This window comes from Streptococcus mitis (assembly GCF_047464945.1).
In the GTDB taxonomy this organism is placed as follows: domain Bacteria; phylum Bacillota; class Bacilli; order Lactobacillales; family Streptococcaceae; genus Streptococcus; species Streptococcus mitis_EA.
The window spans coordinates 1-25,015 of record NZ_JASHAX010000012.1 but is presented as its reverse complement, the minus strand read 5'-3'; the positions used below and the strand labels follow the sequence as shown (position 1 = coordinate 25,015).

23 protein-coding genes and 6 tRNA genes are annotated in these 25,015 nt (G+C 40.9%); 1 reads left to right on the top strand and 28 read right to left on the bottom strand.

Translation table 11 applies throughout. The annotated features are described in order from the left end of the window. From QM424_RS09530 to tgt, 14 genes are all read right to left on the bottom strand, one after another. A partial coding sequence (locus tag QM424_RS09530) for an accessory Sec-dependent serine-rich glycoprotein adhesin (RefSeq protein WP_414394463.1) occupies positions 1-4,340 on the bottom strand: 4,340 nt, incomplete at its 3' end. Positions 4,341-4,802: 462 nt separating this feature from the next. Continuing rightward, the gene (locus QM424_RS09525; protein WP_414394459.1) at positions 4,803-5,390 is read right to left on the bottom strand and encodes a class I SAM-dependent methyltransferase; all 588 of its coding nucleotides are present in this window, start codon (positions 5,388-5,390) and stop codon (positions 4,803-4,805) included. A gap of 32 nt (positions 5,391-5,422) precedes the next feature. Beyond that, a complete protein-coding gene (comGG, locus tag QM424_RS09520; protein WP_414394457.1) occupies positions 5,423-5,836 on the bottom strand; it encodes a competence type IV pilus minor pilin ComGG in 414 nt (137 codons plus the stop codon). Continuing rightward, positions 5,814-6,275: a competence type IV pilus minor pilin ComGF gene (comGF, locus tag QM424_RS09515; protein WP_414394454.1), complete on the bottom strand. Its 462-nt coding sequence runs from the start codon at positions 6,273-6,275 to the stop codon at positions 5,814-5,816. The genes comGG and comGF overlap by 23 nt, the downstream gene beginning before the upstream one ends. Further along, positions 6,238-6,540: a competence type IV pilus minor pilin ComGE gene (gene comGE, locus QM424_RS09510; protein WP_263595534.1), complete on the bottom strand. Its 303-nt coding sequence runs from the start codon at positions 6,538-6,540 to the stop codon at positions 6,238-6,240. The genes comGF and comGE overlap by 38 nt, the downstream gene beginning before the upstream one ends. After that, positions 6,503-6,937 (bottom strand): competence type IV pilus minor pilin ComGD, encoded by a 435-nt coding sequence (comGD, locus tag QM424_RS09505; protein WP_414394452.1) that lies wholly within the window; start codon positions 6,935-6,937, stop codon positions 6,503-6,505. The genes comGE and comGD overlap by 38 nt, the downstream gene beginning before the upstream one ends. Then, positions 6,900-7,223, bottom strand: a complete 324-nt coding sequence (comGC, locus tag QM424_RS09500) for a comG operon protein ComGC (protein WP_000738641.1) — start codon at positions 7,221-7,223, stop codon at positions 6,900-6,902. The genes comGD and comGC overlap by 38 nt, the downstream gene beginning before the upstream one ends. A 1-nt stretch (position 7,224) precedes the next feature. Next, positions 7,225-8,241, bottom strand: coding sequence for a competence type IV pilus assembly protein ComGB (gene comGB / locus QM424_RS09495; protein ID WP_414394465.1), 1,017 nt, complete (start codon positions 8,239-8,241; stop codon positions 7,225-7,227). After that, on the bottom strand, positions 8,189-9,130 hold the full coding sequence (comGA, locus tag QM424_RS09490; protein WP_414394449.1) for a competence type IV pilus ATPase ComGA: 942 nt from the start codon (positions 9,128-9,130) through the stop codon (positions 8,189-8,191). The genes comGB and comGA overlap by 53 nt, the downstream gene beginning before the upstream one ends. Before the next feature lie 76 nt (positions 9,131-9,206). After that, positions 9,207-9,572, bottom strand: a complete 366-nt coding sequence (locus QM424_RS09485; RefSeq protein WP_000286405.1) for a DUF1033 family protein — start codon at positions 9,570-9,572, stop codon at positions 9,207-9,209. Between the two features lie 149 nt (positions 9,573-9,721). Continuing rightward, positions 9,722-10,780 carry a zinc-dependent alcohol dehydrogenase family protein gene (locus QM424_RS09480; RefSeq protein WP_414394447.1) on the bottom strand — a complete coding sequence of 353 codons (1,059 nt, stop codon included), beginning with the start codon at positions 10,778-10,780 and terminating at the stop codon, positions 9,722-9,724. A 162-nt stretch (positions 10,781-10,942) separates the two neighbouring features. Further along, entirely contained in the window at positions 10,943-12,094 is a 1,152-nt protein-coding gene (gene nagA / locus QM424_RS09475; RefSeq protein WP_001134549.1) for an N-acetylglucosamine-6-phosphate deacetylase, read from the bottom strand. 151 nt (positions 12,095-12,245) lie between these two features. Beyond that, on the bottom strand, positions 12,246-14,063 hold the full coding sequence (locus QM424_RS09470; protein ID WP_414394445.1) for an acyltransferase family protein: 1,818 nt from the start codon (positions 14,061-14,063) through the stop codon (positions 12,246-12,248). A gap of 100 nt (positions 14,064-14,163) precedes the next feature. Next, entirely contained in the window at positions 14,164-15,306 is a 1,143-nt protein-coding gene (gene tgt / locus QM424_RS09465) for a tRNA guanosine(34) transglycosylase Tgt (RefSeq protein WP_261195494.1), read from the bottom strand. A gap of 116 nt (positions 15,307-15,422) precedes the next feature. Between tgt and QM424_RS09460 the strand changes: the two genes are divergently transcribed. Then, positions 15,423-16,280 (top strand): DUF975 family protein, encoded by an 858-nt coding sequence (locus QM424_RS09460; RefSeq protein WP_414394441.1) that lies wholly within the window; start codon positions 15,423-15,425, stop codon positions 16,278-16,280. A 25-nt stretch (positions 16,281-16,305) separates the two neighbouring features. Here QM424_RS09460 and pcp read toward each other — a convergent pair whose 3' ends face one another. The 14 genes from pcp to QM424_RS09390 all read right to left on the bottom strand — a co-directional run bounded on the left by pcp (position 16,306) and on the right by QM424_RS09390 (position 24,964). After that, the gene (pcp, locus tag QM424_RS09455) at positions 16,306-16,950 is read right to left on the bottom strand and encodes a pyroglutamyl-peptidase I (RefSeq protein WP_261055118.1); all 645 of its coding nucleotides are present in this window, start codon (positions 16,948-16,950) and stop codon (positions 16,306-16,308) included. A gap of 113 nt (positions 16,951-17,063) precedes the next feature. Beyond that, positions 17,064-17,426, bottom strand: coding sequence for a DUF1304 domain-containing protein (locus QM424_RS09450; RefSeq protein WP_414394438.1), 363 nt, complete (start codon positions 17,424-17,426; stop codon positions 17,064-17,066). Between the two features lie 10 nt (positions 17,427-17,436). Further along, on the bottom strand, positions 17,437-17,862 hold the full coding sequence (locus QM424_RS09445; protein WP_261055116.1) for a MarR family winged helix-turn-helix transcriptional regulator: 426 nt from the start codon (positions 17,860-17,862) through the stop codon (positions 17,437-17,439). Between the two features lie 319 nt (positions 17,863-18,181). Next, on the bottom strand, positions 18,182-19,384 hold the full coding sequence (locus QM424_RS09440; RefSeq protein ID WP_414394434.1) for a LysM peptidoglycan-binding domain-containing protein: 1,203 nt from the start codon (positions 19,382-19,384) through the stop codon (positions 18,182-18,184). A 162-nt stretch (positions 19,385-19,546) separates the two neighbouring features. Next, positions 19,547-20,170, bottom strand: a complete 624-nt coding sequence (locus QM424_RS09435; RefSeq protein ID WP_414394432.1) for an HAD family hydrolase — start codon at positions 20,168-20,170, stop codon at positions 19,547-19,549. A gap of 3 nt (positions 20,171-20,173) precedes the next feature. After that, the gene (locus QM424_RS09430) at positions 20,174-21,454 is read right to left on the bottom strand and encodes an MATE family efflux transporter (protein WP_414394429.1); all 1,281 of its coding nucleotides are present in this window, start codon (positions 21,452-21,454) and stop codon (positions 20,174-20,176) included. 60 nt (positions 21,455-21,514) lie between these two features. Next, positions 21,515-22,999, bottom strand: a complete 1,485-nt coding sequence (thrC, locus tag QM424_RS09425; RefSeq protein WP_414394426.1) for a threonine synthase — start codon at positions 22,997-22,999, stop codon at positions 21,515-21,517. 75 nt (positions 23,000-23,074) lie between these two features. Further along, entirely contained in the window at positions 23,075-24,352 is a 1,278-nt protein-coding gene (locus QM424_RS09420; RefSeq protein WP_414394423.1) for a glutamate-cysteine ligase family protein, read from the bottom strand. 106 nt (positions 24,353-24,458) lie between these two features. After that, positions 24,459-24,542 (bottom strand) — tRNA-Leu (locus QM424_RS09415). A gap of 9 nt (positions 24,543-24,551) precedes the next feature. Then, positions 24,552-24,623: transfer RNA gene (locus QM424_RS09410), tRNA-Gln, on the bottom strand. A gap of 13 nt (positions 24,624-24,636) precedes the next feature. Then, a tRNA-His gene (locus QM424_RS09405) sits at positions 24,637-24,709 on the bottom strand. Between the two features lie 14 nt (positions 24,710-24,723). Then, positions 24,724-24,794: transfer RNA gene (locus QM424_RS09400), tRNA-Trp, on the bottom strand. 4 nt (positions 24,795-24,798) lie between these two features. After that, positions 24,799-24,879: transfer RNA gene (locus QM424_RS09395), tRNA-Tyr, on the bottom strand. A 12-nt stretch (positions 24,880-24,891) separates the two neighbouring features. After that, positions 24,892-24,964 (bottom strand) — tRNA-Phe (locus QM424_RS09390). Between the last annotated feature and the right edge of the window lie 51 nt (positions 24,965-25,015).

Here is a 25,015-nt window from a genome sequence, read left to right as displayed (position 1 = left end):
ACTGTTCTTTCATCAGATGTCAACGTTTCCTTTTGACCTGTTACTGGATTATCAAATGCCTTGCTTTGTTTAACTGTTACATTTCCTGTTGGAAGCAAGCCGTTACTGTCTGCTAATTCATTTGCAGAAAACGTCACTCTTCCAGTTTGATCTGCTGTTTTAGCTGGAAGTTGTTTACCACCGATTGTCAAAGTAACTGTAGCGCCTGGTAAAGCGTCCGTTACAGTAATATCACGACTCGGAAGTCCTCCTGTATTGGATAGTTGAGTTGAGATTTGTGGTGGGTTTGGTCTAACTTTGATGGTTACAGGAACTTTTGCAGTTGTATTGTCTTTAGTTTGCGCTCCTTTTGGTAAAGTAACATTGACTTTATGGGTGTAGATACCTGGATTAGCAACACTTGGAGTTGTTTCCCAAGCGTAAGTTGTTGTAGTAGCTGGCTCTGGACCACTAGGCATCGGTACTGAAGCAGAGTCTTTTATCGCGTTGCCCGGGTTATTAATAATACCCTCCAAAGAATCTGTTTTCCCTACTGTTGTCTCATAAACTTTCTTAGCTACCGGATCAACTACCGTATACTCAAATGTTGTCTCGCTCTTCAAAGCACGAGTAGGATCCGACTCAGCTCCAAAGCGATCTGTTGGATAGACAGCTGTCACAGTATAGGTCGTCTTGTGACTTACAGGATCCGGCCAACTTGAATTCTCCTTGGTTGTATACCACACATCACCAAAAGTCGGTGTTCCATTTTTAGTAATATCAGTTGTTTTCTCTGGACCTGTCCCATTTAATTGATACTTATAGGACCACTTAGTCCCTGAAGGAAGCGATTTACTATTGGTATATACAAACGTATCTCTACCATAGTTGTTAGCCCAGCCTCCTCCTTCGGCTTTACTAAGGTCTGATCCTTGCGTTCCTTTAAATGCAAAGAACTTTCCAGTAACCCCATTGGCACTTTGAGCTTCAATCTTTGGATAAACAGTATAGTTGTACTCAACTTCCTTAGTCTCACTTCCTTTAGTAACGAGCAAGGTTGCTTTTTTCTGACCAGGAGTAGATAAATCTAAAGTTCCAGGTTTCCAAGTAACATTGGTATTTGAAGGTAGGGCTCTACCATCACCATCTACAACAAAGTCACGAGGGTTAAGTTTACTAGGATTTTCTCCTTCAACGGCATAAAAACGATCTGTTTTGGCTTTATACGGTGCCTTCGCAGTAGCAGTGCTTGTCGCTCCATCTGAGTTAAAGTTATAAGACGTTGCATTAACTGGAGTGTTATCTTTGACTGCCTCTTCGGAAATAGTTACATGACCAGTCGATTTATCTAAAGTCACCCCAGCTGGAAGAGGATCGCTATTTTCCCATGTAGTTCCAGATTTCTTAATCGTAATTTGGGTAGGAGTTTTAGCAGTTGTCGGTGTATAGGATATATTTACCTTATCATTATCGGTCGCTGGACTAACAACTACACTACCATCATTTTTAGGATTAACTTGAGGTTTTGTTGCAGTAGCCTTAGTAACATTTTCAAAGAAAACTTCTGAAACATCGACAGAATCGCCACCCTCATCATCTTTATAAGTGGTCTCAAGTTGCTTAGTCAATCCTACTTTAGTACTAGTAATCGTAGCATTCCCTTGTAAACCATTATGAGCAAGAATTGCTCGCTTATCTTGTTCAGACAAAGGTGAACCCAATCTTGATATATCCATATCTTCAGGAACAGGTAAGTAAACTTCTTTACCGTTAACAGTAGCTTTTACAGCCATCTTTTCCCCTATTCCTGAACCAATTTCGTTACTACCGCCAACCCATTTAACACTTTTAATGTTTAAATTTCGAACCTTATTTTGAACATCTGATGAAACTTGACCAGTATTCGGAAGAACATTAGGCCAATGCCAATCAGGCCCGTTGTTGTGTCTCTGATTTGTTACCTGATCATTATAACTGCCTCTATCACTAGGCAATCGGAAACCTGGTATAGTACTTGACTTATCATCTATTTTTTGAATAACCGCTGCAGGATTGACCGATTCACCTTTGGAAATAGCGTTAGCTCCCACTGTCTTATTGATTACAGGCTCATAAACATCAGCTTGAGTCACAATTTTAAACGGAAGAGTAAAGGAACCCGAATTAGCGGTCTTAATAATTAGTTCATTAGTACCTTTGGAGAAACTAACTAGACGAGTATTAGCACCAAATTGAATATAAGTACTACTATCATTTCTTCCCCTAATCGCATAAGACACATCTTCAGCTGGCGCTGATGTTTTTTGTCCCGTCAATCTATCATATACATCCGCAATCTTATTCACATTACCTGAAGTTAATTCATTTAATCCACCATATTTCAAAAAAGTAGAAGGGGTACCTCTTTTTAACTCCAATTCATAACGTTCATTAGACCCATTCATTTGAAGATAGTTTCTATGACGTGAATTTTCTAAGGAACGGAAACCAGCCATATAAAAATCATCAGTATTCTCTGGGCTAGTAGTAGTATATTTGATTTTATATCCTTCTGGACGAGCACTTCCCTTAGGGTGTAGCGCATAAATATTCGCTGTGGCATTTTCAATAGTATTAAAAGCAAAATCTCCAGCTTTTTTTATTGTATCTGAAATTTTATCCGTCTGATAATATGCACTTGGATTATTAAAGGCGAAATCTCTCAGACTTGTGAGTGAACCACGTCCAACCCCATCCGGCCCTACACCAGCTACATTTTCATAATAAGAACCGCCTTGATTATTCCAGGCATTCCCGATTGCTGCTAAAAGGAAATCACTCTTAGAATTATGTAAGAACGAACTATTATCATCACTACTGCCTAATCGATTCCATTCACTTCCTGCACTATCCTTTTGCCAAACCTCCATATGAGTAATGTTATGCCCTTTTGGCACAGTAAAGTAGAAATAAGGATTATCGTGATATCCTCCTCCGTTATTAAATGTAACTTCCCATTGAGTTGTCCTACCAGTACGAGTGGCAGTCATTAATACTTGGTCACCAATGTTTTGGACAAGAACACGAGTGGCAGTATTAGCGGCTCCAGGCGCTTTTCCATTCCCTGTTCTTCCCTCGGTAGCATAAAGATATGTCCCCTCTTTATATATGTTAGCTTTGGAATTATGGTCAGTTGCCTCAGATTTTGGAACAACATATCCAACAGAGGCTGTTAAAAATGTTGGATTGCTATTCTCAGGCGCTACCTCCCTAAAGCTAACTCCTCGCTCCATCTGTCTACCATTTAGCACACTACGTTTACCGTTATTAGCACGGAGAACAGCGTTAACGATTGAGTTTTGCGCAGATGTAGCTTGCTTGATAACTGCTGTCAAGTCAGCATTTGGATTTTTAAGAGCTTCTTCGATAGCTGTTACAGCAGCATTGACCTTAGCAACTGCTGCTTCTGTATTTGGCAGACCGACAGACTTAGCGAGGTATTCACCCATAGTCGCTGAGATTTTAGATAGACGTTTGCGGTCTTCTTGAGCTTTCTTGTTGCTCTCAGCAGATACTGTAGTCGCTACAGCAGCTGTTGTCGTTGTATCCACCAAACTTGAAGTCGTTGATGTGATTTGGCTCAAACGAGTTTCAACTGCTTGTAGAGATGCGAGGCTTTCAGTGATAACTTTTGAAAGAGCCGCATCAGCTGTTGTATTAGCTGCATCTTCCTTACGAACAGATGTCTCTTTGTTTGAAACCGTCTCTGATGTTGCTGGTTTTGCAAGTTCAGAAGTTGCTCCGGTTTGTGATTGAGAAGCACTTGTTGAGGCTGACTCTGATGCACTTGTACTTGCACTTTCAGAAGCAGATGTACTTGCCGATACAGAAGCACTTGTTGAAGTACTTACTGATTGGCTTTCACTTTCTGAAAGATGCTTACTTGCATTCTTGGAAGCTTCCTCAGACAAGGATTGGCTTTGGCTGACAGAAACTGATAGGCTGTCGGCTTGAGCCCCCTCCTGATCTTTTACTGTTCCCAAAGTTACTGTGTCTGTATTCGCAAGTGTTTGATTTGACTCTACTGTCTTTTCAAGAGCGTCGTTGGCATAAACAGTTGTTTGTGTTGCAACTGCTCCTCCAAGTACCGTCCCTGCCGCGGCTATCCCTTTCAGGATATCCAACCCAGTCAGTGTATTTGCTGATTGCTCTTCGATTACTTCAGTTGTTACCTGAGCAGCATCTACACCACCACGCAAGACTTTAAAGAGACCAAATTGAGAGGTCGAGGCGCGCAACCAATGCTTACCCGACTTGATCAACTTGAAACGGGTCACACGATCCGTCTCTCTATATTCACCTTTTTGTCTTCTAAAAAACATATTTAACTCCTTCTGCCAAAAAGATACTTTTCTTCAATTATATTCTACTCCTTTGAATATATTAAGTCAACTCAATATAAGCTCATGATAAAAAAGTTTTATTATTTAATTCTATGTATAAGTATATCTAACATTGATATTTCCGCAAATCAAACCACTCCAAAAATAGTAATAAAATCAGCAAATCGCTTTATTTAGTATATATATATATATATATATCAGAGAGAGTGTATATTTTCAGTATAAAACCAGTAAAACAGGTAAAAAAACTTCAAAACTGTATACAACTCGCTATGCTCTTTCTTTTCGTAGAGCCACTATTTCGCTATCCCTTCCCCCCTCTACTAGCTCATGATAATCAGACTTTGGAATCGCTATTTGGTTCACCGATAGCGAGGGCCCACCGAGGACTTACACCTCAGATATACGACATACCCGTCGTACAAAAAAATCACTCCCTGACTAGGCGAGTGATTCTTGGGCTACTGTAAAAAAGAGTTCTGAGTAATTTCCTTGAAACAAGTCTTCGGCACTATAGAGGATCTGACTATGCACAGATGAAAAACCAAACTGGGCTAGATTGTTTTCCAGTTCAACCAATTCAAATCCATGATGGTTAGCTTCTGTCTTGGTAAAATCGGCAATAAGGAGTCGCCCATCTTCCTTCAAATGCTGATGAAACAGTGAGAGAGCTGCATCCAAATCAGGCATATGATGAAGAACCCGACTAACAACAATGATATCAAACTCTTGCTCCAAGGGATTTTCCAATAAATCTTGCTCCAAAAACTGGATATTCTCGATGTCTTGCTGCTCCGCTTTTAAACGAGCTTGCTCCAGCATTTTCTCAGAAATGTCTACAAGAGTGACTGACTTAGCCTGCTTGGCTAGGGGCAAGGCTAATAGACCCGTCCCTCCACCGAAATCCAGAATTTCTTTGTCAGAGAGCAAATCCACCTGTTTTTCGATAGCTTGATAAACCAAGTTTGCTAGAAAGATATTTTTAGGGGAATCGAAAGTTTCTGCTTTGTGGTTAAAATCATGTCTCATGCTTTTAGTTTAGCACAAAGTATCTCGATTGGCTACGAATTCTCTTTCTTTTCAGACTTCTTTTCTGATTTTTTCTTCTCCGCTTTTTCGATTGGATAAGTCGCTACCTCTTCCTTTTTATCCGTTTTCTCTTCTTTGATTTTGACTGAAGGAAATAGGAACTCATACTGACTCTTAGGCGTATGAACCGTCGTCATTAAGCTTTTTTTCTTGTTTTGATAGCTTACCTGACCTAGATTAAAGACCTGTTCCCCACTTTCTTGTTCAGCTTTATCCTTGGTTCGCTTGGCCATGGCAAAAGCGATTAACTTTTCTTTATTCAAAGCATAGTCTTGATAGTGGGAGACTTGTCGGTTCAAGTAAAATTGCAACAAAAGACTAAAGATGGCTGCCAAGGTGACTGCATAGAGGAGAACTCCCGCCTTAACTTTTTTCTTTTTCCACACGATAGATGAACTCCCTTTCTAAGCCTTTCTGAAACTGGAAATGAAAACGAATCAACTGATTATCCTCTGCAATCTGAGCTGATTTGAGACCATAAACCATAGGCTGATAACCCCGTCCACTGGCATCGGTTTTTCGAAAATCATCTGATTTTGACTTACCAATAGAGATATCCTTGCCATCCTGCTTCATATAAATGCGATTCCCTTCTACTTTTTCGAACTGCGAACGGTCTAATTCTGCCTCCAGCTGATCCACAAACAAGAGCCACTCCTTTTGCTCGCTTTGTTGCTGGTAGCGAACTTCTGAAATGAGGAGCTGACTCATAGCTTGAAAGAGGAGTAAGCTTCCACTGATGACAATGAGAGCAATCAGGGATTCCAACAAGGTAAAAGCCTTGACCTTATGGCTCTTTGATTGCCAACAACTGTTCTGAACCATGGTAGACCTCCAATCCTTTTTCACTAGAAAACACCTGAATCTCAACTCCGTTGATATTGACCTGATTTTGATCTGTCTGCAAGGCCATCTTAGCTACCCTCAAAACTTCTTCCTTTTGCAAGATTTTTGCTTCTTCTTGCCTATTTTTTTGAATTTGTCCCAAAAGGAGGGTTGCAATGCTGGCAAAGATAGCTAAAGCAACCACTGCTTCCAGTAAAATCACTGCCCTAATTTTTTGTTTCCTTAATGCGTTTAATTTTTCCATTTCCTAGATATAATTGATAGCGAATCGCTCCTTTACTGGTCTGAAATTCAACCTTAGCCAGGGACGAATTGCCCCCAGCTCGGTCAAATGTAATACTTTGGCCTGATGGTGTCTGAATTCCTTTAGGAACTGTCAACTTTTGACTGCCATTGCTAATCGTCTGCCCATCTAAGTTCAGACTAGTCTTTTGCTGACTGGCTACACTGCGTTTTTGAGTTTCCCGATAGAGTTCTTCAAACTCCATAAAGAAAATCTGCTCCTCTACCGCCGCAAAAGTGGACTGGACAGAGCCAGATAAGCCCAAGGCAAGGATACTCACAAGACCCAAAACCAAGAGACTTTCCAGCATGGTAAAGGCCTTAATCTGCAACGGTTTGACTGGTATTTTGTTTAGCATGGTATTCTTTATAAGCTTTAGCCTGTTCTTCTGTGATTCGCCCATCTGCTTGTAACTTACTTAGGCTAGCATCTTCATTTTTATCTAAGCTATAAAGCTCTGCCTGGCTTTCCACCACCTTAACAACAGCAGCTTTTCCTTTGTCATTGACCGCCTCTTTTTGCTTGGTCAAATTAGGTACAAAGAGCAAGAGAAGCACGCTGATGATGAGCAAGACCACCAACATTTCCACAAGCGTGAAAGCTTTAACCTTAGCTTTTTTCAAGAATGTCATCATTTTTTTCATTTTAAAAATTTACCTCCATATTTTGATACATGGGCATGAGCATTGCCGCATAAAGTAAAACGATAATCAGAGCCACAAAGATAAAGACCAGTGGCTGCACCAGATTCATGGTGCGGTTGACTCGGGTAAAAAAGGCCTCCCAAGTTTTTTCAGCATAGATTTCCAACTCACTCCCCAGCTTGGACTTGACTTCCCCATACTCGATAATGAGACTCAACTCCTTTTTAAAGAAAGGATAGATTGCTATGGCTTGAGAAAATTCGCGGCCATTTTGTAGGGCTTGAGACAGATCTTGACCGATTTCTTTAAAGAGCTGGGAACCTTGTTCCTGCATGATTTGAAAAATCTGCGTCAGCTCCATTCCCTGCGAAATCATATTCCCCCATTCACGCGCATAATAGGCTGTCAAATAGGTCTGCACAAAAATTCCAAAAAAGGGAAGGCGTGCTAAGATAGAAAAGACGCGCATCTTAGAACTTCTTTTATAAAAAGTTAGTGCTAAAAGGGCAAGTATGGAAACAAACCCTACCATGCCCAGAAAGATTTGTGGCAAATTACCGATAATTTGAGTGGCAATATTGCTACTATCCAGTTGAGGTAGTAGGTAGTTACGTAGTCCCAGCATAATTAAGAGAAGAAATCCCAGCAAAATCAAGGGATAGGTCGCTACTTCAATTAGTTTTTTCTTGACCTTGGCTAGATTGTCTAGATACTCTTCTATCTTTCCCAAACTCAGATGGAGATTTCCATGGACTTCCGCTAGGGATAACTGAGTGACAATGGCACTTGAAAATCCCAAACTAGCCATCATTTCTGAGAATGATTTCCCCTGAGACAAGCCCGTGCGCATCTGGGTCACGCACTGCTTATCCAACAAAGCACTCCTATCTAAAAAGGAGATGGTCTCTACCAGATGAAAACCGCTGGAAAAGAGATTGTTAAACAAGGTGATGATATTTTTTTGCTTAGCTGTAGCTAATTTTTTCCGTTTCAGCCTGAAGACTTGTGATATGTCCATCTTTAAAAAGCTGGTCAATCTGTTCATTCCAGCTAGTTGGCTGGTGTTCTTGATAGCCTTTGTTTGCAAAGTCAACGATTCCTCCTCCCCCGATTAATCTCTGATAGCAAACTCCTTGCAGAACGACTGCCAATTCCTCCTCACTCACACCCAACTCCAGTAGGCGCTCATAAACACCTCGAATACTCTTGGCGTGAATGGTTGAAAAGACTGTCGCACCTGTCAAACTGGCTCTGACCACTGCACGCGCCGTCTCGCTGTCCCGAATTTCTCCGATAATCAAGAGATCTGGCCGATGACGTAAGGAAAGTTTTATCAGATTTTCATAGGTTAGTCCGATTGCCTCATTCAACTGTAACTGGAGCATGTCGTCCTGCTTGATTTCGACAGGATCTTCGATGGACATGACTTGCTGTCCTTTAAAGAGAGACTTGGCTAATTCGTGCATCAAGGTCGTCTTGCCACTTCCGACTGGACCAGCAAAGAGATAGAGACCACGTTGCCTGTACTGCTTGCCCAGTTCTTCAATATCCTGAAACCAAAAATGCAAATCCTGCTCCTCATCATGCAACAGGCGAATAACTAAACTCTCATGCCCTCGATAATCGCCTACAGTAGACAAACGTAGGGACGCCATCTTCTGGTCATATTCATAATCACAGGAACCAAGCTGACTACGTCGCTTTTCTCCCACATTCATACCCGCCACAAACTTAAAGTGACTGATGACGGCCGCAAATTTTTCAAAATCATAACAACCGATTTTACAGCGCTCGTCTCCTACCCTCATATGAAGCTCATAGGCGTCTAGCTTAGGGACAAAATAAATATCCTGCGCCCCTTTTTTCCGAGCCGAACGAATGATTTCTTGTGCAATTTCTTGAACCATACTTACCTCCTCAACTATACTATTCGCAAAGATTTGGAAAAATAAAAAAAGCAACTCCAAAAAAGTTACTTTTTCTCTATTTTAATTTCATACGGCAAGAACGGTGTCTTTCCTTACCTGTTTGTTTTTCATAGCCTGGGCGTAGTTTTTCATCTGGAATAACCTGCTCATCCTGTAAAAGAGCCAAAGAATGGTATTGTTGTAAATATTCATCACATTCATCACACCAGCGTTGGTCTTCCGGGTCCCAAAAAATGGTCATCAAGTCACTTCTACTTTTATAAAGAGGGGATTCTTGTTCCAATCTAAACCAGCAAGTTTTATAGTATTTGAGAGCATCATAATACTGGTCAAATTTCTTACTTGCTACAATATCTTCTTCCCAACCTTCTAAGAACCACCAAGGTTCAAAATCTCCGTACATTTCTATAACACGATACATATTCATTCATTCCTTTGTACCGTATATTATAACCAATTCAGACAAACAAGGAAAGAAATATGCTCATTTCTTAATTTTTTGATAAAAAATCCAGCCATCTTATGATGACTGAATTTCTATTTGCTTGTATTCCAAAATCTTGTCACTACCTAGGCTTCGGAAATATCGTTTTCGATGATGACCTTAATTGCATGGTGGTCTGCTGCCTGACTGAAGACTTCATAGGCTTTTTCAATTTCACTTAGTTTGAAATAGTGAGTTACCAATTTTTCTGGTTCAATCTTATGACTTTCAAGTGCTTTTAACAATTGTGGAGTTGTATTTGTAGATACCAAACCAGTTGTTACATTGATGTTGCGAATCCAAAGCTTGTCCAAATCAAATTCAACTGGTTTACCATGCACACCACAGTTGGCAACTGTTCCGTCTATACCGATAATCTTTTGACAGAAATCAAATGTTGCAGGAATACCAACAGCTTCGATAGCAACATCCACACCACGACCATCTGTCAAAGCATAAATTTCTTTAATGGCTTTTTCAGGGTCTGAAGAATTAACCTTGTGAGTCGCACCAAATGATATAGCAGTTTCCAAGCGGTTATCGTCTAAGTCCACCATAATCAATTTAGCTGGTGAATAGAATTGAGCTGTCAAGAGAGCAGCCAATCCAACAGGTCCTGAACCAATAATGGCTACACTACAACCAGGTTCTACTTTCCCTTTCAAGACACCAATTTCATATCCAGTAGGTAAAATGTCTGATAGCATAACCAAGGCTTCGTCTGACAAGTCTTCTGGAGTATGGTAAAGAGTGTTATCTGCATGAGGGACACGTAGATATTCAGCCTGCATACCATCAATCAGGTGACCGAAAATCCAGCCCCCTTCGTCTTCACAGTGGGCATAAATTCCTTTTTTACAGTAGTAGCATTTACCACAGGCACAGACACAAGAAATCAAGACCTTGTCGCCTTTTTTGAAATTAGAAACTCCTTCTCCAACTTCTTCAACAATCCCAATCCCTTCGTGGCCAAGAATGGTACCACTTTGGCAAGCGGGAACATCCCCTTTGATAATATGGAGGTCTGTTCCACAAATAGTGGTTTTTACGATACGCACAATAGCGTCAGTTGGCTTGCGAATAACTGGTTTGTCTACGTCAACAAAAGAAGCAAGTCCTGGTTTAACATAAGTATAGGCTTTCATAAAGCATTCCTCCGTTTTTTTATTTGTACTATTTATAGTATAATTGTAAGCCTTTTCATTTGTTTCTTCAAGTTTTTTTGTGATTTTTTTAACTTTTTTATTTACCGGTAAAGCAATATAGATAAAAAAGCAGAAGCTAATCTCTAACTTCTGCTTTCTCTCTTATGCTTGATAACGTTTCACACCATCTAGATACGTAGCTACCAATTCCAAATCTTTGTCTAAAACAATAAAATCTGCATCATAACCTTCACGGATTTGGCCACAGACATCATCAATGTGAACAGATTTTGCTGGGTTAAGGCTGGCCATCATGACTGCTTCATGCGGATTCGCAATACCCCACTCGACTACATTTCTCATACCATCTTTAAGTTTGAGGATAGAACCTGCCAAATTACCAGTAGATTTGAGACGTGCAGTTCCATTTGCTACTACAACAGGGAATTCTCCCAACATATAGTCACCGTCTTCAAGCCCACCAGCTGTCATACAGTCCGTAATAAGAGCGATGTTTTCTGTCCCCTTTTGCTTAAGTAAAATCTCACAAGCTTTTGGATCTACGTGATAACCATCACAAATCAATTCTGCGTAAGTATGTGGGAGCTCATACATAGCTCCTACCATACCTAGTTCGCGGTGTGTTAACCCACGCATCCCATTATAGGCATGTACCCATACACTAGCTCCAGCATCAACTGCCTTCTTAGCTTGTTCAAATGTCGCATCTGAGTGTCCAAGTGCAACTGTCACACCTTCACCTGTAATAGTACGTACAAAATCTTCCACCCCATCACGTTCTGGTGCAATAGCGATTTTATTTAGCATCCCTTTTGCAGCATCCTGCCAAGAATGAAACTCCTCAACACCCGGGTCTCTCATATAAGTTGGATTTTGTGCCCCCTTAAAAGTTTCTGTGAAATATGGACCTTCATAATAAATCCCACGAATCTTAGCACCTGTTGCTTCTTTATAATGGTTTCCAAGATTTTCAGTGACTGCAAGCAATTGCTCATAAGTGGCTGTTAAAGTTGTGGGCAAGAAACTGGTAACACCGGTACTAAGAAGTCCTTCACTCATAGTATGCAATGTACCTTCAATGTTGTTGTCCATCACATCTACACCTGCATATCCATGAATATGAGTATCCACAAGACCTGGTGCAATGCTATAACCAGTATAGTCAAGAACCTCTGCTCCTTCAGGAATTTGATCCACATGTTTCCCAAATTTGCCATCAACAAGTTCTAAGTACCCACCGCGACGAATGCCAAATGGATAGAAAAACTGATCCGCTTTAACGTAATTAGGCATAATAATGACCTCCTTAAAAGATTACTTTTGATATTTATTATGTCAATTACATTATAAACTTTTCTGATTCATTTGTAAATGGTATAGACCTATTTTCTGGAGATATTTTAAAAGAGCTGGATTTCTCCAACTCTTCTCTTTTTAATACACGTTATTTAGATTTGACTGGTTTGTCTTGAGCTGTTTGCAAGGCTGTAGCAATGGTATCTGCATACAATTTTGCTCCTGCTTCAATTTTGCTAGTGTCACTTCCGAAATGGACTTGGTCTGTTCCTGTCCAGATCTCTGGATGTTCCTTAGCAACTTGATTCCAATCTGCTATTGTGATATAAGGAGTCTTCTCTGCCAATTCTCTCATATAGGCAGCCGCCTTCTCAACGATTGCATAGGTCTCTTTTGTCTTATCCCCCTCATAAGGAGTCACCAAAATCATATGGTGCCCCTTAGGAAGATTTTTCACGATACTATCCCAGTCTTCCTTGTAATTTTCAGGATTATTAACCCCAGTTGCAATAACCACCATCTTTGGTAGAAATTTATTCTGGCTATTGTTGAGCATGATTTCGTTGGCGGTCTTGGTTGTTCTGCTGACTTGTGCATTAATCTGTGCCCCTGGAAGGGCTGTCTGCAGGGCTGTATTTGCCCTTAAAGCCACTGAGTCACCAATTAACATAGTGCCATCAGCAATTCCTAAACTATCAGCTTCTGCTCGTTCTGCCATCACCTTGGTCTGGCTAATATTTGTTGCAGCTTGCTTCAAACCATTGACAGTTAAGTCTGTCTCAAAAGCTCCCACTTGTGGTGCCAACAGAGTTACTAAGAAGACAATGAAGGCCAAGATTCCTGTACTTGTTGCAAGGATTGTGTGAATATAAGGCAGGGGACGAAGAGTTTGTAAAATAGGTGTGCTCTTTCCTGCAATCCACGGCTCCAATACATAAAATGAAAGACTGGCAAATCCATAAGAAAAAATCAAAGTCAGTAACACAGCAAGAAGATTTGATGTCAACTGTGAGAAAATAATATAGAAAGGCCAATGGAAAAGATAAACCGCATAGCTAGTATCTGCTAAAAAACTGATAATCTTTGGTTCCTGCACATGAGGTGTCTTTTCATGTAAGACACGCGCCGCCAGAATCATAGCAAGGGCTGCAAGGCTGGCAAGTAAGAAGCCAATAAGATAGGCAAAGAGATAGGTAAATTTGACAAAGAAGGTCAAAATGAGTAAGAAGCCAAAACCTCCTCCAAAAACCAACAGGGTCTTTCGTAAATCCCAGATTCTATCCAACTGCTTGACGAGGGAAGTCGTCTGACGAACGCCTACGATAGTTGCTAACACACTTCCCAAAAAGAATGGATAGACATGAGTTAAACTGGAGAAGTAAACAGAGGAATAAGAGGTTACTAGAAAACTACCAATAAACATAGAGAAGAAGCTGATCAAGAAGGCAGTAGCAGACAAGAGAAAGACCATTCCCTTCAACTGACCATTTGATTTAGCCTGTTTGGATAAGAACCAAACTGCCAAGCCCCAGAGGATATAGTAGTGAGCCTCAACAGCCAAGCTCCAATTATGAACAAACAAATGTGGAATGAACTGAGATTCATAACTCCCACCTGTTAGAAGTTCATAGAAGTTGGTCATAAAGCCTAAAACACCCGCAATCTGACCCCCAATTCCAGCCACATAATCTTGGCGAACTAGGAAGGTAAAGGGCATGGTCACCAAGACCATCAAAACCACAGGTGGCACAATACGATAAAAGCGTCTCCTAAAAAATCCAACCAAATCAATTTCATGATTTTTAGAAAATTCTTCGATGAGTAGAGCTGTAATCAGAAAGCCTGAAAATGTGAAAAAGACATCTACCCCGAAAAAACCTCCAGGAAAGATGGTCTGAAAGAAGTGATACAAGAGTACCAAAAGTAAACCTGTAATCCTAATCAAGGAAAACCATTTAATGCGCATACGAGTTTATTCTTCCTTTCATTATACACTTTATTCTATCAAAAAAAGAAGAAAAATCCCAAGAGAAAACTTAGGATTTTTAGCTTATATCTATTCCGTTTTAGAAATTACGGCCTGACTTATTATAGCCATATTTTTCCACAAAATACTCACGGAATTCCAAGAGATTGTCATCCATAATGGCTTGTCGCACTTGCTTCATCAGATTAAGCAAGAAGTAAAGATTGTGATAGCTAGTCAAGCGGATACCAAAGGTTTCATCAGCCTTGAGCAGGTGACGAAGGTAGGCGCGTGTGTAGTTCTTACATGTGTAGCAATCACACTCAGGATCCAGTGGTGTAAAGTCCTCAGCAAACTGGGCATTTTTGACAACCAAACGACCTTGACTGGTCATACAAGTCCCATTACGAGCGATTCGAGTCGGCAAGACACAGTCAAACATATCCACCCCACGAATCACTCCATCAATCAAGCTATCTGGCGCTCCCACACCCATCAAATAGCGAGGTTTATTTTCAGGAAGCAGTTGAGTTGTGAAGTCCAAGACAGCATTCATCTCTTCATGGGTTTCTCCCACTGCCAAACCACCGATAGAGTAACCTGGAAAGTCCATGCTGACAAGATCATGAGCTGATTGGCGACGAAGGTCTTCAAATCCTGCCCCTTGCACAATCCCAAATAGCCCTTGGTCATGCGGACGACGATGAGCCTTCAAACCACGCTCAGCCCAACGACTGGTACGCTCGATTGATTTCTTAACGTAGTCGTATGGTTGATAAAACTGAGGACATTCGTCAAAGGACATCATGATGTCTGAACCCAAATTATTCTGAATAGAGATGGCTTTTTCTGGCGATAGGAACATCTTAGAACCATTGAGATGGTTTTTAAAGGTTACTCCTTCTTCTGTGATATTACGGCTATCTGCTAAGGAATAAACCTGAAAACCACCACTATCTGTCAAAATAGGCTGGTCCCAATTCATGAACTTGTGGAGACCACCAGCGCGTGCAATGAGTTCATCTCCAGGACGAAGCCACAAGTGATAGGTGTTTGATAGGATAATTCCCGAGCCCATCTTCTTCAATTCTTCAGGTGACTGAGTTTTGACAGTGGCTTGAGTTCCAACTGGCATAAACATAGGCGTTGGGAAGGTGCCGTGGGGAGTGATGATTTCTCCCAGACGAGCTCCTGTATGTTTTTCTTTCTTAATCAAACGGTATTTGATTGGTGAATCTGACATTTTTTACCTCCGAAGCTGGGAAAGACAGTCCCAGTTCATACTTTGTGCCCAAGGGCATACTGTATGATTTTATCAAAAAAAGTAGGAACTGTCACGAACTATGGTATAATGAGAGAATGAAATACCCAAAAATTGATTTAAAAACCATTCGTCTACAGGCTAGACAATTTCAGGATGAAAATCCCCGCCTCTTTCTCGTCTATCTCTTACCTAGTATACTGGTCATCTTGTCTGGCTTCCTCAATCCCTTAGAGCGTATCAACGAGTCTATTTTAGAGCAATCCTTTTTAAGCGTGCTTGGTCATGTATTCCAAGCCTATCTTTTTCCACTATTAGTCTCCTTTATCGGAGCTATTCTTCTAACCAGTTCAGTCTATACAACCCTAAAACTCATCAAGAATCCAGATACAGAACTATCCGTCAAAAATAGTCTTACTCTCTTTAACGAAGAGCACTTTTCACAAACCTTTTTGACTCTACTTCTCAAACGTTTCTATCTCTTCTTATGGAGCATTCCTAGTTTGCTTGGAATTTACTTCCTTTTTTACAGTAGCTTTTTAGCTAAGAAATTCGTTGCAATCCATCCTGAATTTCCCAATCTGGATCTCACGTCAATTGAAACCGAGCATTTCCTCATGACCTTTGGTCTTTACTTTCTAGCAAGTATCCTCTTGATGATTGTCGGAAATAGTCTCTATATTCCACAATACTATGCCTATTCGCAGGTAGAATTTCTCCTCTGTGACACCCTAGACTTAGGACAAGCCAAACCAGGACAAATCCTTAAGACCAGCCGTTTCCTGATGAAAGGCTATAAGTTTCAGCGCTTTACTCTAGACCTACAACTCCTTCCTTGGTACTTCCTCAATTGGATTACCTTTGGAATTGCTAGTTTCTCACTCCTCCCCTACATTCAAATCAATAAAATGATTTTTTACCGAGCAGTATTGGCTCGAAAACGTCCAAAAGCTTGAAGGTTTTCCCTCAAGCTTTTTTCTATCAATGAGTTTCTCCGCCTACCAACTTGAGGTCCTGATCTCCATGTTCTATAATAGCACCGATTGCCACTTCTATCCCTCGCCTAATATCCACTAAACTCATAGCTGGGGTAGTCGGTCTATTCACCACCTGTTCCATCATATAAGGAATATGCATAAACCCTGCCCTAACATGGGGAAATTTCTTTTCTGCCAAATAGAGGGCCTGATACATCAAATGATTGCAGACAAAAGTCCCTGCCGTATTGGAAACAGAGGCCGGCAAGCCCTCTTTTTTTATAGCTTGGACCATCGCTTTAATCGGCAAACTACTAAAGTAGGCCGAAGCACCATCTGCTCGAATGGGAAGGTCAATCGGTTGATTACCCTCATTATCAGGAATCCGTGCATCATCTTGATTAATAGCTACTCGCTCAGGTGTCAAGCTAGACCTTCCACCTGCTTGGCCGATACAAAGGACAAAGTCAGGTTGATAACGGTCCATCTCTTCTTCCAATACTTGAGCCGATTTGTGAAAGACTGTTGGCACTTCTAGCCAACGGATCTCAGCACCATGGATTTCAGCTGGTAAACCTTTAATGGCCTCCAAAGCTGGATTGACCTTTTCCCCTCCAAAGGGATCAAAACCTGTCACTAATACTTTCATTTCTAACTCCTCAAAACCAATTCAATGAGACTTTTTTCTTAAAAACAAGTATAACATATTTCCCTTATTCTGGAGTGAAAAGGACTAGCGAGACTAGGATTGACCTTTTGAGTTTATTTAAAAAGTAAAATGCTAATCAAGGCCAAAATGGCTGGTCCGCCTTGCTTTAAAATAATTTTTTTATCTGCTGTGAGAGAGCCATAAGCCGCAGCCCCAATCACAAATAAAACAAAAATAGTCACAATTTCTAAATTCTGTGAGAAATAAATTCCATACAAGAGAAAGACTCCTAGCAAAGCATTATAAATCCCTTGATTTTTAAACAATGAACTTACTGACGGACGAGCCAGTTCTTCCTTGTCCATGTTAAAGATACGACTAGTCGCATCTGATTGCGTTGCAATACTTTCCAAATAAAAAATGTAAAAATGCTCCAAAGCAACGATCGTTGTTAAAATAATTGTAATAATTGACATCTATTTCTCCTTAAATTTCTATATTTTCAATACCCAAAACCAATTTGTTTAATAAACGGCTGAGTTCTGTTCTTTCAGATTCTGTTAAGATACTTTCCATCGCTTCTTTAACCTTGATATGCTGCAGAGGTGGATTCACCACTAACTGCTCCTTGGCATACTTCGTAGACTCCACCAACACTTCCCGCTGATTTTCAGGATTACGATGACGCTCCACCAAACCCTCTTTTTCTAAAATCTTGAAATGTCGTGTCAAGGCAGCCTGATCAATCTTCAAACGCTCCTGAACCGCTATTTGATTACAAGGGGAATGCTTCAGCAAAAATAATAAAATCTGATACCGTGTCAAACTAATCCCAAGTCTTTTTTCAAACAATTGCGTACTCGCTTGCTCAGACAAGCGGAGTTGATAAAGCAGATCTTGAATCTCTAACATTTCTTCCTTCTTTCTATTGACTTATCAATAGTTGACTAATCAATTATGATAGAAAGTAAAATAAATTGCAAGAATGTTGCTTGAATCATTACAAAATGGTAACTTCCATTTTCCATTCATATTGATACTCAATGAAAATCAAAGAGCAAACTAGGAAGCTATCCGTAGGTTGCTCAAAGCACAGCTTTGAGGTTGCAGATAAAACTGACATGGTTTGAAGAGATTTTCGAAGAGTATGACAAAGAAAAAAACGAACGAGACTCGCTTTCTATCACGAAAGCTAGATCTCATTCGTCAAAATGATATTACAAAGTTTGGTTTATCCATTCATTGAAACGTGAACGTGGTCATAGTGGTTTTCTGTCACGCTACCACGGTCTGGCATTGGGTTCCAAGTATTAGCTGGCCCATATTTGCTATCGAATGGGGCATAGAAACGTTGTTTCCAAATAATGTAACTAATTCCACGGCTGGCCATGTTTTGAATAGCGTATTCCGCAATCTTATCCCCTAGTTCTGAGCTTTCTGGTACCATAAAATCGATAGCCAAACCTTTTCCGTGATCTCCACTATCTCCTGGACGGTAACCACTAAAGGATGTGATACCAAACAAGTTGGCAATCTCTTCTTTAAAGGCAGCTGTTTGTGGTTGAAGACCTGCATTTTCAGATTTCGCTACCGCAAGTCCAGCATAATCGGGCGCAGCTGGAGCCGCGTAAGTTGCTGAAGCTGTTTTCGTCTCTTCTGGTTGATAAGTAGAAACTGCTGTTGTAGCTTCATTTGATGAGGCTTCTTTTGCTTCTTCTGAACTTGTTACAGTTGTTTCTATTGCTGTTTCTTCTGCTGGTGTTGTAGTTGCTTCCACTGTTGAAACAGCTTGTGGACTTGCTTGAGTTTCATCTTTATCAACTGGAGTCGTTTCCTGAGGAGCTGCTTCTGCAACTGCACTACTTGTTTCGGCTGTTTGCTCCTCTGGGACAGAAGTTCCTGTAGATGGCGCGACTTCTTCTGCAGTAGTAACTGTCTCTGCAACTTCTGAACTTGATGCCACTTCTTTTGTTCTTGTAGTTTCTACCGCTTTTGGATCTTCTGCAATCGGTTGAGAAAGATCTGCAACCTGAACAGTTTGAGCATCAACGGTCACTTGATTGGTTGTCAAATCTGCTGTCGCAGTTGTCACTTCCTCACTAGAAGCCGCTTGAGGTGTTTGGATTTCAACTTCTGTTACTTCTTCAGCTTCATTGACAGTCGTTGTCAAAACAGTTTCTGGGAAAATCAGATCCATATTAGTGATTTTATTCAAATTCGCAAGAACTGTGACATCTACACCCAAGGCTTCTGCAATGGTGCTCAAGGTATCACCATACTGAACGGTATAACTTGTTTTGTTGTCCGTTTTAGTCAAATCATTTTGAATTTGCTCAACACTACGTGCAGTCCAAAGAACTTCTTCTGCTTGAGTTGCCAATACTGGGGCAAATGACAAGGCTACTGTTGAGGCTAATAATATTCTTTTCTTCATTCTTTCAAATTCCTTTCAAATGAGTACCTGTCTATCATAACACAAAAAAAGCAGAAAAAAAGCCCTCTCGGGCCTATTTAACAGAACTGTCTATTCCTTGTAACAAACTCGGTTACTTGAAATAGTTTGTTAGGTCTCTGTCACAAGACTGACACAATCTTTTTATAGCTCAGCCTTAAAAAAACAGGAAATATCTGCTAACGCTTGAATCCTGTGATTTCCTTCATAAGTCGACTCTAAAAAGTTGATACTTTGAATCCCACTATTCTGGGCAAATTCCACATCCAGAGTCCGATCCCCTATATAATAGGTTTTCTCAGGATCCAACTGATACTTGTCTAACAGATAGGTAGCCACTTCCGGATTAGGCTTGCGCGCAAAGCCACTCTGACTGGTTAAAATCTCTGTAAAATAAGATTCCAACCCCAAGTCTCTTAGAATGGTAAAAGCATTGTCTCCCTTATGAGTGTAAACAAAATTCCGAATCCCTACTTGATCTGCCCAACCCAACACCTCACGCGCACCTGGCATTAAGACTACCTGAGCATTCTTCTCAGCCAGACTCTGGGCACGCACCTGATTTAGCACTTCCACATCCAGTTTTCTCTCTTCCGCCACCTGCACAAGCAAATCCTGAACAGAATACTTGAGGATAAACTCTCTCACCTTCTCCTTATCATAAGGAATAGAAAACTGAGCAAAAGTCTCCTCAATCCCTGATAAAATCGCTTCGTAAGAGTCCAATAAAGTCCCGTCTAAATCCCAAATAAAAGCTATTTTTTGCATTTTCTATCCTTTCAAGCTCATATAACGCTGGTAACGGTAACGTAGAAATAACCAACGAAAACCATTATCCAAAAGGGTTCCGGCCCAAATGCCGGGCAAGCCCCAACCAAGCACAATCCCCATCAGATATCCTGTTCCAATGCGGATACACCACATTCCTATACTTGTCGCATAAAAGGGAAGCCGGGCATTGCCCAAACCCTGCCAGACTGCTGTATAGATAACTGTTCCTATCGTCATAGGAGTACCAAGTAGTGAAAAAAGTGTCACTAGAACACTAGCCTCCACCGCTAGAGAATCATTCGTATAGAGATGAGTCAGTGGTATGCCCAAGGCATAGACACTAAGCGTCAAGGGCAACATGAGAAGCAGAGAAAGCAAAAAAGTTTGCTGGCTCAAACTAGCTACTCTTTCCCAATTATCCTCTCCAACTGCTCGAGCTACCAGCATGACCGTTGCCGTAGCGACGCCAAAGGCAGGCATGTAGTTAAACTGGGTCAAGACTTCTCCGACTGCATTCCCAGCAACTGCCTCCGTTCCAAAAGAAACGATCAAGGCAATGATAACGACATCACCAGCCCGCATCATAAGCCGCTCTCCTGCTGCTGGCAAAGCTAAGGTCAATAGTTCCTTATCTAAACCAAAAGTCGGTTTCTCAAAAGGCAACTTTAATTGCGACCATAAAATCACAAGACCTACCAAGCGAGACAGAATTGTCCCCCAAGCAACACCAGCTATCCCCATATCCAGAACAAAAATAGCTAGACTTGAAAAAAGAATATTCAAGGCATTTGATAAAAGACTCACATAGAGGGGCAAACGTGGATTATGAGTTGCACGAATCAAGGCTCCCAAACTAGTCATTAATCCCAAAAGAACAATCGAACCGCCTACCAAAGATAGATACAGTCCTCCACTCTCAGCTACAGCCCTCTCCGTTCCCAATAGTCCTATCATCTCTTGCCCAGCGAAGACGGACAAAGCTCCTAAAAGGAAACTTAATAGTAAGGTAATCTTCAAGGCCTCAGTCACATGATAGGCTAGCATAGATTGATCCTTCTGCCCCAAACTTTTTGAAATAACACTGGAAATAGCAGCTCCCAAAGCGATGAAAATCGCCTGGTAAATCGTGATAATATTGCCAGCTACTGATACACCCGAAATGGCTATCAAGCCCAAGTGGGCTACCAAGTAACTGTCCACCATTCCCATGAGCATCTGCAAAAAGTTTTCGCCCATAGCTGGCAAGGCAATATTAAGAATGTCTTTATTTTTCTTAAACAATCCGTCCTCCTGATGAAAAGAAACTCAGTTGGTTTCCCAACCGAGTTTACTCCCTCTGTCTTAAAGTCCTAGATAAGCCTCAACCGCTGCTTGCATGTCAACAGCTGCCACTGTTGTCTTGTGACGAACAGGAGCTGTTTCAAGCCCATCAACTGCTGGTGGTACTGCAACGCCTGAGATTTCATGTAATTGAGCCAAGGCCTCAAAGTCGCCAAGTCCTGATTTTCCAGTTACAGCTTCTACTGCAACCACTGGGAACTTGTATGGACTCGCTGTTGAAGCAATCACTGTCTTAGTCACATCGCCAGTAGCCGCTTGATATTTCTTATAAACTGCCGAGGCAACCGCCGTATGTGGATCCTCGATATAAGAATCTGACTCATAAACACGCTTGATTTCTGCCGCTGTTTCTTCCTCAGTCGCATATTCAGCTTCAAAGAGTGCAAGAATCTCTGAATCAAAGTCTGTCAATTCATATTGACCTTGGCTATTCAAGGTATTCATGAGTTCAGCTGTCTTTTCAGCATCATTACCCAAAAGATGGAAAATCAAACGCTCCAAGTTTGAAGATACCAAAATATCCATAGATGGACTAGTTGTTACCTTAAACTCACGCTTCTTGTCGTAAACACGTGTCTTGAAGAAGTCTGTCAAAACATTGTTGTCATTTGAAGCACAGATTAATTTGCCAACTGGCAGACCAATTTGCTTAGCATAAAAGGCAGCCAAGATATTTCCAAAGTTTCCTGTTGGTACGGTAAAGTTGACCTTATCACCAGCCACAATCTCACCAGTCTTGACCAACTGAGCGTAGGCATAAACATAATAAACAATTTGTGGTACCAAACGACCAATGTTCATAGAGTTAGCTGATGAAAATTGCAACTTGTTGGCTGCCAACTTCTCACGAAGAGCCACATCGTTGAACATATGTTTCACATTAGTCTGAGCATCGTCAAAGTTACCATCAATGGCGATAACATGAGTATTGTCGCCAGTCTGAGTGGTCATTTGCAACTCTTGTACCTTGCTGACACCATCCTTCGGATAAAAGACGATAATCTCAGTGCCAGGAACATCCGCAAACCCTGCCATAGCAGCTTTCCCAGTATCACCAGATGTCGCTGTTAAGATGACAATCTTGTTCTCCAAACCATGCTTCTTAGCAGCTGTTGTCATAAAGTATGGCAAGATAGACAAGGCCATATCCTTAAAGGCAATCGTAGAACCATGGAAGAGTTCCAGGTTGTATTGCCCGTCTAATTTCACCAAAGGCGCAATAGATGGAGTATCAAATTTACTATCGTAGGCATTGTTGATACAGTAGTCCAACTCTTCAGCTGTAAAGTCATCTAAAAATGCTGACAAAACTAACTTAGCAACTTCCTGATAAGAAGCATCTTTCAATTTGTCAAAGTCCAAATCTACCTTTGGATAAGTAACTGGTGTAAACAAACCACCATCCGTCGCCAAACCTTGCAAAATTGCTTGACTGGCAGTTACTGTATTGTTGGCATCACGCGTTGATTGATAAACTAATGTCATTACTCTCTATCCTTTATCTATAGTCTCTTCCATTATATCATGATTTTTCAGAAAATTCTCCCTTTATAAGAGAAATTATAGTCCCAATTCTTCTTTCAAAGGCTCTAAATAGCTCATTTCTTGCTTATTTCTCATCTTCAGTCCTTCCTCAGCTAACAGAAGTAAGTCTTTTGAAAAATCTATAATCGAAGTTTTCTCCTCATCTGTAAGCTTTTTCTTAGAAAATTGTCGTCTTAAAAACTTGTAATCACGACCAAATTCTTTAAAGAAAGGTTCTGTTTCTAAGTAAGCTTCTAACTTATCTAAATTAACTAATAATCCCAAGTGAAAGGCAGCAGAAGCGAAGGTTTTATCTAGAGGCTGAGTACACACACTACGAAACTCAACTGTTCCTCGAGTCGTTAAGTCTTGGTACTGGTAACTACGATGAGTTTCAAAGTCTTTCTCTTGAGGGTAAATAAGAACCTCTTCCCCATTAAGATCAAATGCTTGGATTTCAGGCATAGCCAAATAGTCCCTAGCCTGAATCGGATAAAAATAATAGGTTTGTCCATCACGTTCCGCAGTAAAAATTGCAGAATGATCTAGATAGTCAAAAAAATCATCCTCATCTTTAAAGAGGCTAGCATTGACACCAACATTCTCTGGATAGATACCATGCATAGATTCTTCCCAGAAAATATCTCTTGAGATTTTTGTATCCCAATCCGCACCTGTAAACTCAGAGTTTGCAAATAAGTAAGCCTTAGCCGCTTCAATTTGAGTAAAAGCATTAATCACCCGTAAGTAGTTGGATTTTGAAATATCCAGCTGAACCTGACTCCCACAGATAAAAGCCCCATATTCAGGGAAATGATGTAAATCTGATTTAGTAACATTTCTACTCAAATTCAAATAATCCATCAACATCTGATAGCGTGGATATGCCACTGGACAATTCTCATTTTTATCCCAGTTAGGATGAATTCCACAGCCAACAATAGCATGATTTGATTCGCCTAATTTTCTCTGAATTACATCCATATAATTATTAAAACGATTTTCGACCTCCTGAATTGTTTCGGCCTTACCAAATGCAAACTCAATCGTTGTATAGGAAACTTCAAATAAAATAGCATCCTGACTTATCCGATCCACTAACTGGATAGGATTGCCAAAATCATCTACCTTTTCTACAGTGAAACCCAGAGCGGAAAGTAAATAATGAAATAAATCTTTTATAACTTCAACATTTGTAGCATCCCCTTCTAAATTTGCAACAGGATATTCCAGTTCAATCCCGGCAAACAATCCAGGATTTTCTTTAATATTTTTCAAATACCGATGTTTTAATAAATCGATAGAACGAGACATACTTCCCTACACTTTCATAATCTAAATAAAATTTGAATAACTATTATTATACCAAAAATAACACAAAAAAGGAACGAAGAATAACAACGTTCCTAGCTCTATACTATACCGGCGGCCGGGGTCGAACCGGCACGTCCTTGCGGACACTGGATTTTGAGTCCAGCGCGTCTGCCAATTCCGCCACGCCGGCAAATAGTAACTGGGGTAGCTGGATTCGAACCAACGCATGAGGGAGTCAAAGTCCCTTGCCTTACCGCTTGGCTATACCCCAATAATATAAAATAGGCGAGTGATGGGGATCGAACCCACGCATGCCAGAGCCACAATCTGGTGTGTTAACCACTTCACCACACCCGCCATAATTCTATTAACACGGGCAGTAGGAATTGAACCCACACTGAAGGTTTTGGAGACCTTAGTTCTACCTTTAAACTATGCCCGTAAAATGGAAGGGGAGGGATTCGAACCCCCGAACCCGAAGGAGCGGATTTACAGTCCGCCGCGTTTAGCCTCTTCGCTACCCTTCCAAAATATATAAATGGCGCGAGACGGAATCGAACCGCCGACACATGGAGCTTCAATCCATTGCTCTACCAACTGAGCTACCGAGCCTTATTGCGGGAGCAGGATTTGAACCTACGACCTTCGGGTTATGAGCCCGAC

Excerpts from the sequence above, each read along its gene's own strand:
- QM424_RS09525 (WP_414394459.1), bottom strand. The coding sequence starts at position 5,390 with ATGAGACATGATTTTAACCACAAAGCAGAAACTTTCGATTCCCCTAAA.
- comGF (WP_414394454.1), bottom strand. The coding sequence starts at position 6,275 with ATGGTTCAGAACAGTTGTTGGCAATCAAAGAGCCATAAGGTCAAGGCT.
- comGE (WP_263595534.1), bottom strand. The coding sequence starts at position 6,540 with ATGGAAAAATTAAACGCATTAAGGAAACAAAAAATTAGGGCAGTGATT.
- comGD (WP_414394452.1), bottom strand. The coding sequence starts at position 6,937 with ATGCTAAACAAAATACCAGTCAAACCGTTGCAGATTAAGGCCTTTACC.
- comGC (WP_000738641.1), bottom strand. The coding sequence starts at position 7,223 with ATGAAAAAAATGATGACATTCTTGAAAAAAGCTAAGGTTAAAGCTTTC.
- comGB (WP_414394465.1), bottom strand. The coding sequence starts at position 8,241 with ATGGACATATCACAAGTCTTCAGGCTGAAACGGAAAAAATTAGCTACA.
- comGA (WP_414394449.1), bottom strand. The coding sequence starts at position 9,130 with ATGGTTCAAGAAATTGCACAAGAAATCATTCGTTCGGCTCGGAAAAAA.
- QM424_RS09485 (WP_000286405.1), bottom strand. The coding sequence starts at position 9,572 with ATGTATCGTGTTATAGAAATGTACGGAGATTTTGAACCTTGGTGGTTC.
- QM424_RS09480 (WP_414394447.1), bottom strand. The coding sequence starts at position 10,780 with ATGAAAGCCTATACTTATGTTAAACCAGGACTTGCTTCTTTTGTTGAC.
- nagA (WP_001134549.1), bottom strand. The coding sequence starts at position 12,094 with ATGCCTAATTACGTTAAAGCGGATCAGTTTTTCTATCCATTTGGCATT.
- QM424_RS09470 (WP_414394445.1), bottom strand. The coding sequence starts at position 14,063 with ATGCGCATTAAATGGTTTTCCTTGATTAGGATTACAGGTTTACTTTTG.
- tgt (WP_261195494.1), bottom strand. The coding sequence starts at position 15,306 with ATGTCAGATTCACCAATCAAATACCGTTTGATTAAGAAAGAAAAACAT.
- QM424_RS09460 (WP_414394441.1), top strand. The coding sequence starts at position 15,423 with ATGAAATACCCAAAAATTGATTTAAAAACCATTCGTCTACAGGCTAGA.
- pcp (WP_261055118.1), bottom strand. The coding sequence starts at position 16,950 with ATGAAAGTATTAGTGACAGGTTTTGATCCCTTTGGAGGGGAAAAGGTC.
- QM424_RS09450 (WP_414394438.1), bottom strand. The coding sequence starts at position 17,426 with ATGTCAATTATTACAATTATTTTAACAACGATCGTTGCTTTGGAGCAT.
- QM424_RS09445 (WP_261055116.1), bottom strand. The coding sequence starts at position 17,862 with ATGTTAGAGATTCAAGATCTGCTTTATCAACTCCGCTTGTCTGAGCAA.
- QM424_RS09440 (WP_414394434.1), bottom strand. The coding sequence starts at position 19,384 with ATGAAGAAAAGAATATTATTAGCCTCAACAGTAGCCTTGTCATTTGCC.
- QM424_RS09435 (WP_414394432.1), bottom strand. The coding sequence starts at position 20,170 with ATGCAAAAAATAGCTTTTATTTGGGATTTAGACGGGACTTTATTGGAC.
- thrC (WP_414394426.1), bottom strand. The coding sequence starts at position 22,999 with ATGACATTAGTTTATCAATCAACGCGTGATGCCAACAATACAGTAACT.
- QM424_RS09420 (WP_414394423.1), bottom strand. The coding sequence starts at position 24,352 with ATGTCTCGTTCTATCGATTTATTAAAACATCGGTATTTGAAAAATATT.